General features: G+C 68.5%; 13 protein-coding genes. 8 read left to right on the top strand and 5 right to left on the bottom strand.

Annotation, left to right across the window (positions count from 1 at the left end; translation table 11 throughout):
* Nucleotides 1–33 precede the first annotated feature (33 nt).
* Entirely contained in the window at nucleotides 34–489 is a 456-nt protein-coding gene (locus ABN028_RS11185) for a winged helix-turn-helix transcriptional regulator (RefSeq protein WP_349696557.1), read from the bottom strand.
* Between the two features lie 99 nt (nucleotides 490–588).
* Between ABN028_RS11185 and ABN028_RS11180 the strand changes: the two genes are divergently transcribed.
* The gene (locus ABN028_RS11180) at nucleotides 589–1,512 is read left to right on the top strand and encodes an NmrA family NAD(P)-binding protein (RefSeq protein ID WP_349696556.1); all 924 of its coding nucleotides are present in this window, start codon (nucleotides 589–591) and stop codon (nucleotides 1,510–1,512) included.
* Between the two features lie 66 nt (nucleotides 1,513–1,578).
* On the opposite strand, the gene ABN028_RS11175 is transcribed toward ABN028_RS11180, so the two are convergent.
* Nucleotides 1,579–3,369, bottom strand: coding sequence for a DJ-1/PfpI family protein (locus ABN028_RS11175; RefSeq protein WP_349696555.1), 1,791 nt, complete (start codon nucleotides 3,367–3,369; stop codon nucleotides 1,579–1,581).
* A 94-nt stretch (nucleotides 3,370–3,463) separates the two neighbouring features.
* On the opposite strand from ABN028_RS11175, the gene ABN028_RS11170 reads away from it, so the two are divergent.
* Nucleotides 3,464–4,054, top strand: a complete 591-nt coding sequence (locus ABN028_RS11170) for a TetR/AcrR family transcriptional regulator (RefSeq protein ID WP_349696554.1) — start codon at nucleotides 3,464–3,466, stop codon at nucleotides 4,052–4,054.
* 117 nt (nucleotides 4,055–4,171) lie between these two features.
* Here ABN028_RS11170 and ABN028_RS11165 read toward each other — a convergent pair whose 3' ends face one another.
* Entirely contained in the window at nucleotides 4,172–4,972 is an 801-nt protein-coding gene (locus ABN028_RS11165) for a sugar phosphate isomerase/epimerase family protein (RefSeq protein WP_349696553.1), read from the bottom strand.
* Nucleotides 4,973–5,125: 153 nt separating this feature from the next.
* Here ABN028_RS11165 and ABN028_RS11160 point away from each other — a divergent pair, with 153 nt between their 5' ends.
* Both ABN028_RS11160 and ABN028_RS11155 read left to right on the top strand, forming a co-directional pair.
* Nucleotides 5,126–5,818 (top strand): polysaccharide deacetylase family protein, encoded by a 693-nt coding sequence (locus ABN028_RS11160; RefSeq protein ID WP_349696552.1) that lies wholly within the window; start codon nucleotides 5,126–5,128, stop codon nucleotides 5,816–5,818.
* 75 nt (nucleotides 5,819–5,893) lie between these two features.
* Nucleotides 5,894–6,892, top strand: coding sequence for an aldo/keto reductase (locus tag ABN028_RS11155; protein ID WP_349696551.1), 999 nt, complete (start codon nucleotides 5,894–5,896; stop codon nucleotides 6,890–6,892).
* Nucleotides 6,893–6,908: 16 nt separating this feature from the next.
* On the opposite strand, the gene ABN028_RS11150 is transcribed toward ABN028_RS11155, so the two are convergent.
* Together ABN028_RS11150 and ABN028_RS11145 are read right to left on the bottom strand one after the other, a co-directional pair.
* The gene (locus ABN028_RS11150) at nucleotides 6,909–7,823 is read right to left on the bottom strand and encodes a serine hydrolase (protein ID WP_349696550.1); all 915 of its coding nucleotides are present in this window, start codon (nucleotides 7,821–7,823) and stop codon (nucleotides 6,909–6,911) included.
* Nucleotides 7,816–8,937: a glycoside hydrolase family 172 protein gene (locus tag ABN028_RS11145; protein WP_349696549.1), complete on the bottom strand. Its 1,122-nt coding sequence runs from the start codon at nucleotides 8,935–8,937 to the stop codon at nucleotides 7,816–7,818. Before ABN028_RS11145 ends, ABN028_RS11150 begins: the two co-directional genes overlap by 8 nt.
* Before the next feature lie 137 nt (nucleotides 8,938–9,074).
* Between ABN028_RS11145 and ABN028_RS11140 the strand changes: the two genes are divergently transcribed.
* From ABN028_RS11140 to ABN028_RS11125, 4 genes are all read left to right on the top strand, one after another.
* On the top strand, nucleotides 9,075–10,115 hold the full coding sequence (locus ABN028_RS11140) for an acyltransferase domain-containing protein (protein WP_349696548.1): 1,041 nt from the start codon (nucleotides 9,075–9,077) through the stop codon (nucleotides 10,113–10,115).
* Between the two features lie 98 nt (nucleotides 10,116–10,213).
* Nucleotides 10,214–11,242: a Gfo/Idh/MocA family protein gene (locus ABN028_RS11135; protein ID WP_349696547.1), complete on the top strand. Its 1,029-nt coding sequence runs from the start codon at nucleotides 10,214–10,216 to the stop codon at nucleotides 11,240–11,242.
* Between the two features lie 2 nt (nucleotides 11,243–11,244).
* Complete coding sequence (locus ABN028_RS11130; RefSeq protein WP_349696546.1) at nucleotides 11,245–12,027, top strand: amidohydrolase family protein; 783 nt, start codon at nucleotides 11,245–11,247, stop codon at nucleotides 12,025–12,027.
* On the top strand, nucleotides 12,024–13,190 hold the full coding sequence (locus tag ABN028_RS11125) for a mandelate racemase/muconate lactonizing enzyme family protein (RefSeq protein ID WP_349696545.1): 1,167 nt from the start codon (nucleotides 12,024–12,026) through the stop codon (nucleotides 13,188–13,190). The genes ABN028_RS11130 and ABN028_RS11125 overlap by 4 nt, the downstream gene beginning before the upstream one ends.
* Nucleotides 13,191–13,246: the final 56 nt, after the last annotated feature.

Below are 13,246 nucleotides of genomic sequence, written 5' to 3'. Positions count from 1 at the left end.
TCGCAGTCGGGCGGTCGAGTCGCTGTCGGGCGGTCAGCGCGCGGCAGGGCCGGGGAGGATCTCGACCTCGTCGGGTCCTTGCAAGGTCTGCCCGCAGCGCGAGCAGGAGAGCGGCATCTCGACCTCGCCTCCGCAGCCGGCGTGGTGGACCAGGCGCGGGGGACCGGCGGTCCCGGCACGGTGCCGGTCGCCCCATCGCATGAGCGCGAGAAGGACCGGCAGCAGGTCGAGCCCCTTCGCGGTGAGGTGGTACTCGTTGCGTACCGGGCGCTCCTGGTAGGGAACCCGCTCGACGAGCCCGTCCTCGACGAGCCGGTTGAGCCGTTCGGTCAGGACGTTCCGTGCGATGCCCAGGCTGTCCTGCAGGTCGCCGAAGCGCCGCAGTCCGAAGAACAGGTCACGCAGGATCAGCAGGGTCCAGCGCTCGCCGACGACCTCGAGGGTCCGGGAGATCGAGCAGATCTGGTCCTCGTAGGTACGTCCAAGCACGAGAACGACCGTACCACTTGACGGTTGCGTGAAACAACCCACGGGGTCTAGTGTGTGAGTTTCATGATGAAACTAGCGAGAGATGAGCGGAGCACGATCATGGCGAACGCACCAGTCCTTGTCGCCGGCGCGGCCGGCGGAGTTCAGGGATCGACGGGCAATCTCGTGGCGCGAGGCCTGCTGGAGAAGGGAATTCCGGTGCGCGCATTCGTTCGTACCGACGACGACCGCGCGGCAGGGCTGCGGACGCAGGGTGCCGAAGTGTACGTCGGCGACCTGCGCGAGATCGCCGACGTCGGCCCTGCTCTGCGCGGTGTCGAGCGGGCGTTCTTCACCTACCCGGTACGCGACGGGCTGCTCGAAGCGAGCGCCGTGTTCGCAAGCGCGGCGGCCCGCGAGGGTGTCCGGCAGGTCGTCGAGGTTTCCCAGCTCGCCCCGGAACCGCACGCCGGTACGCCTCGGCTTCGCCAGCACTGGGTGTCCGAGCAGGTCTTCGACCATGCTGGTGTCGGCGCCGTCCATCTGCGCGCCACTGTGTTCTACGAGAACATCCGCGCACTCATCACGACCGGGCCGAACGGCCACCAGTTGGTCATGCCTCTGGGTGGACAGGACGCCGTGCTTCCGTTGGTCGGTGGGCGCGACGTGGCCAGTGTCGCAGTCGGAGTCCTGGCCGCGCCGGAAGTCCGGCCGGCGGGCTTTCATCGGCTCGTCGCCGGATTCGCCAGCGTCTCCGACGTCATGGCGACGTTCGAGGTCGCCACGGGTCGGCCACTGCGCTATGTCGACGTGCCGAGCCAGGCCTGGAAGCAGTCGATGCTCGACAACGGCCTGAACGCGCACGCAGCCGCGCACCTGACGAGCCTGTGGGAGGTGTTCCGGGCTGCGGGGGCAGCGAACTGGGCCGACCCAGCGTATGAGCGCAACGACGCGATCGCGCGCATCGGTGGGCAGCGCGCACAGACGCTCGAGGAGTTCCTGCGCAGCAACGCGAACCACTTCGCCTCGGTCGGCACACCTTGACTCTGTGTGCCGACCGAGGATCGTGCCGCACTCATACTGTGGCGTTCGTCCGTACGTACGGCCGGACTATGCGACTGATATCGGCTCGGTCTCGGTGTTCTCAGCCTGACGCTGACGCCACCTCCACCCCTGCGGCTGCGCGTAGTGGTGGACCCGAAGCAGCATCACGGCGAGCATCGCCAGCATCATCGCCGCGTGGCCGATGTCCATGAGTCCCTTGCCCGACAGCAGTCCCAGGTAGTACGGAACAAGGAGTACGACGAACGGCGCGACCATGGCCACGCCCATCTCGGCGATCATCCGCCAGTGGTGCGCACGGATCCACATCCACAGTCCCATCCCGATGGTCATGTCGAGGGCCATGACAAGGACGTGCGCGTCGGGGCGGTCGCTCAGGCTGGGCCAGAACATGCTCCACACCGGGTCGAGCAGCATCATCCCGGCAGCCATTGCCAGGAACATCTCGATCGCGTGCCGGACGAAGTGCCGCACCGGCGGTCGACGGTGGAGGAGCCAGCCGATGCCGGCGGCGACCGCGGCTCCGACGAGCGCTGCGGCCAGTGCCTGGCCGGTGAGTAACCATGGCCAGGCTGCACCGTTGAGCTCCGTGCGTACCGGGTACTCGAGTGTCTTGGCCACCCAGGTGGCGGTGGCCACGTCCGTCGTCGCGGCCACGTCATGCAGAGCGGCGTCGAACGGGAACCCCCGCTCCGCGTGGAGGTACTCCGCCTCGAGCCCGACGGCTGCGGCCGCCTTCGCGAGGGCGGAGTCGGCCGCCTGCGAAGCCGCGAGACCCGGCACGACGAGGCGATCAAGATCCTCACCGACGTCGGCAAGAGTGGATCTCGGGACGAAGGTGAGCCCGTGCCGCGACCGGATCGGTCCACCGTCCATCGTGACGGTCCGCGGCTCGGCGACGAAGGCGAGCGTGGTGTAGGGACGCAGGGCCGAGGCGAGTTCGATCTCGCCGACCCCGTCGGTCAGCATGACACCCATCCGGGCGGGCTCGCGGTAGCCGAGATTGAACAGCGCCACCGCGTCGGGGAGCTCGACCCGCGACCCGGGCACCGGCGCCGGCCGACCCGGCTGGTAGTGCGACCATCCCACCGCGGCCGCGGCCCTGCGGGCGACGGCTTGCCCGGCCTGGCGCTCGAGGATGCGCAGGGCGCCGTCCACTCCGGACAGGACCGCCGCGGTCGTGATGACTCGGCCGTTGTCGACGTACCGGACGTCCTTGGCCCACCGCACCTGCGGATAGCGCTTCTCCATGCCGCCCATGCTCAGGGCGAGCCAGTTCGACGTGGCCTCCTGGCCGTCCAGGAGACCGGCGCGGGCGAGCAACTCGGCGCCGACGCACACACCCATCACCGTGGCGCCGGCGGATGCCTGCGCGGCCAGCCAGTCGCGCACCGGATCCGAGGTCACTTCTCTCCCGTCCGGCACCTCGGGTGCGATCACGACATCGACGCCTTCGGGGAACTGGCGTTCCAACTCGGTGAAGCTGAAGTCGGGGACGAGGTCCAGCCCGCCGGAGAGCGGCACCGGTCGACGCACAGGGGCCGCAGTGTAGACGTTGAACTCGCCGGACACCGAGAGGACTTCGTACGGTGCAAGGGCGTCGGCCGCGTTCGCGCCCCTCGAGCTGGCCACGATCACGGCCGTCGGCAGCTTCGGATCATGGTCGGGACGCCCTGCCGCGGCGACGGATGCCCGGACATCCTCGGTCATGACGATCGGGTCCGGGTAGGCGACCGCGATCGCGTCCCGCGCCGGCATCACCCCCACCAGCACCGTCACCGCCAGCGCCGCGAGCACGATCCACAGCCCGGTCAGAATCCGGGACGTCCAACGCTTCATGATTCCCTCCAGCCGCAAACGCGAGGATTCTCGCGTCAGTGACAGTACGCCGCTCGGCTTCCTAACGCAAGATATTTCGCGTTATGCTTCTCGTGTGCGTAACGGACGAGCCATGCAACGGCCCGGAGGGCGGTCCGCCCGGGTGCGGTCCGCCGTGCACGAGGCGGTCATCGACCTGATGGAAGAGCACCCGTGGGAGGAGATGAGCGTTCCCCTCGTCGCGGAGCGATCCGGCGTCCACCAGGCGACCATCTATCGCAGGTGGGGGACCATGTCGGCCCTCCTGAACGATGTGATGATCGAGCGGTTCACCACTGCCGGGGGGGTCCCCGACACCGGATCGCTGCGCGAGGATCTCCTGCGCTACACCGCACAGGTGGCCGAGAGTCTGGAAGACGGGGCGGTCCCGCTGATCCTGCGCGCGACGGTGATGGAGATCCGCCCCGGGGAGGTACGCCAGACGTCGCCGGCGTTTCAGGCGCGCGAGCACCAGCTCCAGGTCATGCTGGACCGTGCCGCCGACCGGGGCGAGCAGGTGCCGACAGTCGAGGAGCTGCTCGAACTCCTGGTGGCACCGTTGTACTTCCGGGCCCTCTTCACCCAACCCGTGCCGGCCAAGCACGTGGAGCGCCTGGTCGACCGACTCCTCGACGTCCTCGAGCACCGCGTGCCCGGTCCCGACTAAGGGCTTGGCCGAGTCGGGCCACCGGGCCGGCCAACCCGTCTAACCGGGAGCGGAGTCTGTCGTCGAGGGCGGGGGATCCGACCGCGGATGAGTCGGCGACGTCAGGACACTCCTGGGTCAGGCGAAGATGCGTGCGGCGATCGCATTTTCCTGTTCGAGGCACGCCCACTCGTCGGGGTCGTCGCCGTCGTAGACGAGTGCGAGAGGCCCTGCGTAGCCGGCCTGCCGGAGGACTCGGAGCGAGCTGCTGAAGTCGTCCTGGCGGGGGCCGTTGGCGGTGAAGTGGCATTTGGCGTGGCAGGTCTCGGCACGGCGGGCCACAGCGGCGAGGTTGTCGTACTTGTCGGGCCCGGTCCAGTTGCCGAGGTCGATGAGCAGGCCGACCCGTCCGTCGGCGGCGTCGAGGATGGTGTGCACTTCGGTGGGCCCGGCAGTCAGGTCGAACCAGTTCTCGGTGACGACGCGAATTTCGGGATGATCGGCCGCCAGTGCGGCGAGCCGGCGACCACTGGTGTGCAGTCGCTCCGGGCTCGGCTGCTGCTTGCCGGCGATCACGCGGGCCCGGTGGGCACCCAGGGCGGTGGCGACGTCGAGCCAGCCGTCGATCCAGGCCTGGTGGGCGTCGGCGTCCGTGGGGTGGGTGAGATCGCCGTCGTCGATGAGTACGGCGTCGAGGGTGATCTCGTCGGCGCCGAGGGCTGCGCGCAGGTCAGTCAGGTAGCCCTGCTCGCGGCTGGGGAGGTGGAAGTGGCAGATCTGGAGGGTGTCGTAGCCGCGGCGCCGAAGTTCGGCGGGCAGGTCCGACAGCGCCAACCCGGCGCCGGGCTCGGCCAGGCTGCCTGGCGGGCGGCCGGCTGCGTCGCCGGAGACGTACGAACCGAGGGTGCGGTGAAGTGACCAACTCGAGACGGCACTCATGAGAAATGCGTGCTCCTCCGGGGCGGGGGCGCGGATGCGAGGTCGACGCGTCGTAGTCCTTGCCTGCGATCCTTGCCGAGATGCGTGCCGAGGGACAACCTTGAGTCCAGACCTCGTGGAGCACGGCAGAGGCGGGAAGGCGGGCCGAAGGGGATGACGCTGCACTATTTCATGCACGGGTCGCGTGATTCGTCTCGTGTCGCCGTGACGTTCGACGACGGACCGAATCCACCGCGGACCGAGCAGGTCCTCGACATCCTCGCTGCGGAAGGATGCCAGGCGACGTTCTTCCTCATCGGGAAGTGGGTCGAACGATGGCCCGACACCGTGCGCCGGATCATGGACCGCGGTCACGTGATCGGCAACCACAGTCACACCCACGTGGTGGGTGTCGGCGACTACGACGACGCCGAGGCGGCGATCTCTCATGTCACCGGAGGCGTCAGCAGGTTCGCCCGAGCCCCGGCGTTCGACTACGCCTCGTGCGCGCAGTCGCCGCTCGTCATCTCGGGTGAGCTCGTCCTGATCGACGCGGACGTCAAGCCGTCGGACTGGGCCAAGACGGACGCGGACGCCATCGCCGAGGCGATCCTGTCCGATCCGGATCTCCAGGGCGGTTCGATCATCGTCCTGCATGACAGCTCGGAGCAGGATGACGCCGCGCATCGCCTCGGCCGACCGGTGCCGATGATCGAAGCTCTCCCCACCGTCCTGCGAACGCTACGCCAGCGGGGCTACGAGCTCGTCGGGCTCGACCAGCTGGAGCTCGTTGATCCGGTGCCGTGGAGTCCGGAGGTTCCGCAACCGGAACTCCACCGGGCGGCCCAGACCGCAAGCAATCCTTGAGGGCCGTGTGCCGCAGATGGCATAGCATCTGTCGCCATGGAACCCGCGAGCGTGCGTCCTCTGGGTCGTCATGGGGTGACGGTCACTCGCCTCGGACTGGGTGGCGCCCCCTTGGGCGACATGCGGGAGCGGGTCGATGAGGCGCAGGCATGGGCGACCTTGCAGGCGGCGTGGGACGCCGGTGTGCGGTACTTCGACACGGCACCGTGGTACGGACGCGGGTTGAGCGAGCACCGGTTCGGCCGTTTCCTCTCGCGTTGTCCCCGTGACGAGTTCTCCGTTTCCACCAAGGTCGGGCGCGTGCTGCGGCCAGCTCGTGACCCGCAACGGTTTGATACGGCACCGTGGGTCGGCGGGCTTCCCTTCGAGGTCGTGTTCGACTACACCTACGACGGCATCATGCGGTCCTATGAGGACAGCCTGCAGCGGCTGGGCCTGGCCCGGGTCGATGCCCTCGTCGTGCACGATCTCGATCACTGGTTCCACGCGCCCGAACCCCGTGTGCAGGCGTACCTGGATCAGCTCGTGACCAGCGGGTGGCGCGCTCTCGAGGAACTTCGCAGCAGCGGTGTCGGCGCCGTGGGCGTCGGCATCAACGAGATCGGGATGATCCCGCGCTTTGCCGCGCTGTTCGACGTCGACTTCTTCCTGGTCGCGATGCGATACACCCTCGCCGACCAGAGCGCCGCCGCCGAGGAGTTGGTGTTGTGCGAGGAGCGCGGGATCGACATCGTTGTCGGTGCTCCCTTCCAGTCCGGGATCCTCGTCACCGGACCGATCCGTGGTGCACAGTACGACTACGCCGAGGCGAGCCCCGACCAGCTCGAGCGGGTGGGACGGATCGCGGACCTGTTCAGCCGGCACCGTGTCGAGCTGGCGGCCGGCGCACTTCAGTTCCCGGCCGCGCACCCGCGCGTGGCGGCCGTGCTGGCTGGCGCGTTGAGCCCGGAACAGGTCCAGACGAACGTGGCCAGGGCGAGTGCGGCGATCCCTGAGGTGCTGTGGAGCGACCTGCGTGCCGCGGGCCTGATCCGGGCGGATGTGCCTGTTCCGCAAGGCGAGTCGGCGAGGTGACGGAGCCCGTACGTCTTCAGGCGAAGAAGGTCTCGTAAGCGGCCAGTCCGATCTCACCGAAGCAGTCGTCGATCTGCTGGGCTCGGCGGCGATCGGCCCTGGGATCGTTGCGGACCGCGGAGTGGTCCCAGCTGGTGAGCATCGCGATCACGACATGCCCACGGCCTTCTTCTCCGGAGATCACCCCACAGTCGTTGCGGATGCCGCTGAACGTGCCTGTCTTGTGTGCCATGCGTACGCCTGGTGGCAGGAACCGTGGCAGCCGGTCGCGTAGTTGCTGGGCATGGAGAATGTCGAGCATCGCGTCGCAGCCCTGGCGGTCCAGAGCAACTCCCGTCACGATCATCTCCAGGAGGCGGGCCATGTCGCGCGGGGTGCCGACGTTGTTGTCGGGCCCGAGGCTGTAGGCGAACCCGTCCCTGCGTACTCCGTTGGCGGCCTCCCACGCCGCCAGCGCGGCGCGGTCCTGATCAGGATCAGCGCTGGGCAGCATGTCGGCGAAGATCTCGCCGATCGTGTGCACCACATGAATGCCGGCCAACCCGAGACGCCGCATCCGCTCGGCGATGGCGTCGATGCCGAGCCTTCGCATCAGCAGGTCGGTCGCCGTGTTGTCACTGATCACCGTCATGAGCGTGAGCAGGTCGCGTACGGTCAGCGACAGGCCATCGTCGAGCAGAGTCAGCACTCCGCTGCCGAGCGCTTTGACGTCAGCGTCCAGCTCCAGCTGCTCATCCAGGGCGAGCGTTCCGGTGCGGATCTGATGGAACGCTTCCACGAGTACGGGCACCTTGACCACGCTGGCCAGGGGTACGGGAACGTCTGCGCGGTGCGCGACCTCCTGCGCCGACTCGATGTGCCGGATCACCACGCCGACATCCGCCTTCGACGCCTCGATCGCAACGGTAACCCGCTGGGAGAGCTCACGCATCTCCGGCCTCCGAGTCCGGCCGGCCCGGCGACGGTGGCGGGAGCGGCGGAAAGTCCGCGCGTGGCAGGCGCTCATGGACCGGCAGGATCGACCGCGGAGTGTGCGGTTCGAGCTGATACCAGTAGGCGGTGCTGGAGAAGTCGTCGCTGCGCCGATTGGCATGCCCGTGTTCGATCGAGACGCGAATCCTCCGGCTGAACCGTACGGGATCCGGCAGATGCCATCGGTACCACGAGATGTATCCGGTGAAGTTGTGACCCTGTGAGAGGGTCAACCCGAAGAACGGCGAGTCGAACTTCTCGTCCGGTCCCCAGGCGGTGTTGAAATAGTCTTCGGTCCCGGTGCCGTGCAGAGTGGGTGGCCAGCGGGTTCCTTCGGCATCGTCGTCGACGAAGATCATCTCGTCACCTTCGCCGTACCAGTTCCAGCCGTCGATCTTGCTGTTGCGCAGGGGATGGATGTTCAGGTTGCATCCGACGTACTGCCCCGATCCCTCCGCGTCGAGGATCAGGTAGTTCCCTTCGTCGCTGAGATTGGTGTCAGCGTGCTGGAACGTGTGGTCGGGCATCTCCGGCGGCTCGACGATGCCGTCGGTGGGGTTCTGGCGATTCCACCACGCATGCAGGCGACCCAGATCCTCGCGGGGAGAGTCCCATTCCTCGTAGTCGATGTTGTAGTAGAGCCGCGTCTCGGTGACGTCGTTCTCACTGGTCACCTCGATCCGCGCGCCGGTGGAGAAGGGCATCGGAAGGTAGCAGTTCAGACCGCTGCCATCGCGCGGCGCCATGACCATCGGAAGGGACGCGTAGGTCGTCGACGTGGCGTGGCCCACGCCGAAGAAGTCGCCCAGCGGTGTAACGACGCACGGCGTGCTCGCGCCGTCCCAGTACATCTTCAGGACGAGCTTGCGCAGCCACAGTGGCTCGAGGCTCTCACTGGTGATCCAGATGTGCGTCACACAGCCGGCACCCTCGGTCTCCAGCAGGGTGGCCGTCTGCCCGCGGGCCAGGCTGATCCGGTCGAGATTCCCGCCGGTGCGGTCCCAACTCGATGCCCGCCGGGATCGGCGGGAGTTGTCGACGCGGACAAAGCTGAACCAGTTGAAGTCCTCCACTGCCAACTCCTCGGTCTACGTTTGCCGAAGGGGTCGCGTCCACGGCTCCCGCGTGGCCGCGCTCCGCAAGCGCGCCCGAGCCGCCGCCCCGATCTCACCATGGGCCGACGGCGACAACAAGAGGGAGGCTGAACGCCATGGGCACGTCGCAGGAGGGGCGGGAGCTGGCAAGCCAGCGGGACCTGGCGGGCGAGGTCGAGTGGGCTCTCTCGAAGCTGGGTCTCGAGGACTTCCACCGGAACGCCTTGACGACGCTTGCCGAGGTCGGGGCGCCGGCCGATCCGGTGCAGCTGCCCCCGCCGGCTGCGGCCGCCGCGCTGTTCGACCGGCTGGGGCTGGCTTCGCGGGACATCAAAGAAGCGGTCGCCGCCCGACCCGACAGGCGGAGGCAGCCGGCGCTGTGGTGGCTGCTCGAACGCTGCCACCATCGGCTGCTCCAGCGCATGGGTCGCACAGGCGACCTGGGGCCTTGGCCATCGCTACCCGAGGAGGTCGGGCCGGCTGGGCGCTACCTCTACATCTGGGTCCTCCTCGCCACCGTGCCGGCCGTCGGTCGCTACCACCGCGAGCGCGGCATCTCCGAGGAGACCTCGTGGGAGACCATGTCGGCACTGGGGGCCCAGGTTGCCAACCACCGGGCGCTGTTCGGCACGGGAGGGCTGCACACGCAGGAGTGGATGACGGTGCACTTCCGCGGCCTGCTGTACGCACTGGGACGGCTCTATTTCGAGCGGCTCCCGATCTGGTTCGACGCCGCGGGTTCGGCCGGCGGGCGCCTCCTGCCACAACGCGGCGACTGGTCCCTCGGCGTGCACATTCCGGAGGGTCGACTGACGCCGGAGGCCTGTGAGGCCTCCTTCGCGAGGGCGCGAGCGTTCTTCCCGAGGCACTTCCCGGGCGAGGACTACCGGTACGCCACCTGTGTTTCGTGGATCCTCGACCCCCAACTCGAGGAGTACCTGTCGCCCGCGACCAACATCGTGCAGTTCCAGCGGCGGTTCACGCTGCTACCGGCGGGGGAGGCGAGCGACAACGCGACAGTGGTCGAGTTCGTGTTCCGGCGCCCATTGGCCGAACTCGACGACCTTCCCCGAGGGACCACCCTGCAGCGGGCCATCGTCGACCACATCCGCGCGGGCCGCCACTGGAAGTTCCGCACTGGTTGGTTCGAGCTGTGAAACGACGATGGCCCTGGCCGGGAACGACCTGTTAGCCTTTCACTGTATCTCGGAGTCATTTCCGATATCTCAGATCGTTGGGGAGAGTCGGTGGACGCATGGACGACGGCTCGACCACCCCGGTCCGCGTTGCGCTCGTCGGGCTCGGTGACATCGGACTCGGCGCGCATCTTCCAGCTCTGTTGCGCTCGGAGAGGGTCGCCCTGGTCGGTGTCGTCGATCCGCGTCCCGAGCGTCGAGCGCTTGCCGTCGAGGCGGCAGGCAGCGACGTTCCGGCGTACGCGGACATCGACGACCTCGGCAGCGCTACCGCCGCCGACGCCGTGGTACTCGCCACCCCACCCTGGGTCACCACCGGACTCGCCGTCACGATCCTCCGGACCGGGCAGTACGTGCTGGCGGAGAAACCCCTGGCCACCTCCGTCGCGGCGACCCACGCTCTCGTCGAGCTTCCGCCTGCGGACCTCGCGCGGCTCCAGGTGGGCCTCACCTATCGACATGATCCGGCTCTTGCCAGGCTGCGGACCTGGATTCGCGACGGCCCGCTCGATGGTCCACTGCTGATCCGCGCACACATCTACGACGAACGCCTGGACCCGACCGACCCCGCCCACAGTCACCGGATCCGTGAGGCGCTCGCCCATGGCTCGCCGGTCGTCCACGAGGGCGCGCACGTGTTCGACTGGCTGGCGTACGTGCTGGGCGGACCGCCGGAGCGGGTGGCCGATGCCTGGGCCGTACGCACGGACGCAACGTTCGCCGCGCCCAACCTGACCGGCGCCCGGCTCGCGTACCCCAGAGGGACGACCGCCCTGGTGGAGTTCGGCTGGCTGACCGACGGGCTGCCGCGCTGTGAGCTGAGCCTGTTGGGCCAGCGTGCCTACGCCGTGCTCGACGGGTTCACCTTCCGGCTGCGGCTGACGATGGCAACCGGTGTCGAGGTCGTCGACGATCCCGTCGATCGGACCACCCGGTGTTTCGACCGGCAGGTGGAGGCATTCGTCGACCTGGTGAGGGGACGCGTGGACAAGGCCGTGCCAGGCTTCGCGGAGGGGTTTGCCAGTCTCAGCCTGGCAGAGGAGGTCGCCCGGCGGGCGACTACACGTCCATCCAGGCGGAGGGAGTAGCCGTGATCGACTTTCATACGCACACACCGGCGTGGAAGAGCGCGACCTGGCTTGCCGGTGCGGCGTTCGGTGCCGGTGAGTTCGTGCAGTTCATGGACTCCGCCGGGATCGATGCCGCCGTGGTGCTGAGTCATGACGGCCTCTTCGACCCCACACCCGAGGCGAACGACGACGTGGCGGGATTCGTCGCCGAGTATCCCGACCGCATGCTGGCCTTCGGGACGGCCAGTCCTCGCCAGCGCACGGCGGTCGCCGAGGTCGAACGCTGCTTCACGACGCTAGGCATGGCCGGCCTGAAGCTCCATCCGTGGCTGCAGGGGTTCTCGATGCACGAGCGCAGCCTTGATCCGATCTGCGAGGTCGTCACTGCGGCCGGCGGCGTGCTGCTCTGCCACGACGGCACGCCGCCGTACTCCACGCCGCTGCAGATCGCCGCGCTGGCGCGGCGGCATCCGCGACTTCCGGTGGTCCTCGGCCACGGCGGCTTGCACGACTGCTGGCGGGAGGCGCTCGCCGCGACGGTGGAGACGCCGAACCTCTACCTGTGTGTGTGCGGAACCCCGCCGTACGCCGCCCGCACGATTCTCGCGCAGGCGCCGCCGGGAAAGGTCTTGTTCGGTACGGACGCGGGACTGTCCGACAAGCCCAGCCAGGACTACGCGGTCGCGCGGGTCCGGGAGATCGACGGCTGGGGAGCGACGCCGGACCAGCGGCGGGCGATGCTCGTCGATGCACCACATGCACTGCTGGAGAAGTGGATCGGCCCGCGGAAGGTGGCGACATGAGCGATACGACGGCGACCGCGGCAGAGGTCCTGGCCGGCAAGGCGAGCCCGAAACCGATCGCTGCCACGGTCGCCGCGGTCCACACCGCACTGGTGAGCCTTCCGGCGCACCCGGACCTCATCGTCCACGGAGCCAGGGGAAGCCACGACCACTCCGACTTCTGTGTCGTCCGCGTGGTGACGAGTGAGGGCGTCGAGGGGTTCGGCGAGGTGAGTGCCACGCCGCTGTGGAGCGGTGAGGACGGGGTCTCCGCCCGCCACTTCATCGAGACCGTGCTCGCTCCGGCCCTTGTCAACCGTCCCTTGGCGCCGGTCGCGGCGCTGGAGGACCTGATGGACGACCGGCTGGCGGCCAACCCGTTCACGAAGGCGGGCGTCGCTACCGCACTCTGGGATGCGTACGCCAGAAGCCTCGACGTACCGCTCGCGGTCGCGCTCGGCGGGCCACTGCGGACGGAGGTTCCGATCAAGCTCTCGCTCTCCGGCGACGGCGAACGGCTGGAACAGGTGCATGCCGCGGCCGTCAAGGCGGGCTTTGCGGCGTTCAAGGTCAAGGTGGGTCTGGGGGTTGCCGGTGATCTCGCGCGGGTGGCGCTCGCTCGGAGGCTGGTGGGTGAGCAGGGATTCCTGGGTGTGGATGCCAACGGAGGTTGGCGTCGCGGTGAGGCGCGGGGCGCCGTTGAGGCGCTTCGACCCTACGACATCGCCTTCGTCGAGCAGCCGGTCGAGAGATCCGACCTCGAGGGAATGGCGGCACTTCGCGACCTCGGTTTCCCGATTGTCGCCGACGAGTCGGTCTTCGACCTGCCAGATCTCCGCCGGCTGATCGGTGCCGATGCCGCCGATGTGGTGAGTGTCTATGTGGGCAAGGCGGGTGGGCCGGGTCGCGCGGTTGAGCTCGCCAGGGTCGCCCATGCGTTCGGGCTCCAGAGCCTGCTCGGGTCCAACGGCGAACTCGGTCTCGGCGCTGCCGCGCAGGCTCATGCCGCCGCCGCGATGCCTGGCCTCACCACGGATCTCCCGTCCGACATCATCGGCGCGCACTACTACGCCGAGGACATCCTGGCCGAACCGCTGCCGAGCGACGGCCGGACCGTGCGGCTTCCGCCCGGACCCGGTCTCGGCGTACGGCTGCGCGACGACGTCCTGGCGCGGCTGCACTGAGCGGCCAGAACCCGACAGAGCCAACGGAACCCGACAGAGCCAACGGAACCCGACAG

The sequence above is a fragment of the Actinopolymorpha sp. B17G11 genome (genome assembly GCF_040196095.1).
Classification (GTDB): Bacteria; Actinomycetota; Actinomycetes; order Propionibacteriales; family Actinopolymorphaceae; genus Thermasporomyces.
The sequence above is the reverse complement of the archived record's forward strand: the minus strand, read 5'-3'. Positions and strand labels throughout refer to the sequence as shown.

What these genes read in the sequence shown, in the direction of transcription:
- ABN028_RS11135 (WP_349696547.1), top strand. Translation starts at nt 10,214, where the DNA reads ATGGACGACGGCTCGACCACCCCGGTCCGCGTTGCGCTCGTCGGGCTC.
- ABN028_RS11180 (WP_349696556.1), top strand. Translation starts at nt 589, where the DNA reads ATGGCGAACGCACCAGTCCTTGTCGCCGGCGCGGCCGGCGGAGTTCAG.
- ABN028_RS11125 (WP_349696545.1), top strand. Translation starts at nt 12,024, where the DNA reads ATGAGCGATACGACGGCGACCGCGGCAGAGGTCCTGGCCGGCAAGGCG.
- ABN028_RS11165 (WP_349696553.1), bottom strand. Translation starts at nt 4,972, where the DNA reads ATGAGTGCCGTCTCGAGTTGGTCACTTCACCGCACCCTCGGTTCGTAC.
- ABN028_RS11140 (WP_349696548.1), top strand. Translation starts at nt 9,075, where the DNA reads ATGGGCACGTCGCAGGAGGGGCGGGAGCTGGCAAGCCAGCGGGACCTG.
- ABN028_RS11150 (WP_349696550.1), bottom strand. Translation starts at nt 7,823, where the DNA reads ATGCGTGAGCTCTCCCAGCGGGTTACCGTTGCGATCGAGGCGTCGAAG.
- ABN028_RS11160 (WP_349696552.1), top strand. Translation starts at nt 5,126, where the DNA reads ATGACGCTGCACTATTTCATGCACGGGTCGCGTGATTCGTCTCGTGTC.
- ABN028_RS11175 (WP_349696555.1), bottom strand. Translation starts at nt 3,369, where the DNA reads ATGAAGCGTTGGACGTCCCGGATTCTGACCGGGCTGTGGATCGTGCTC.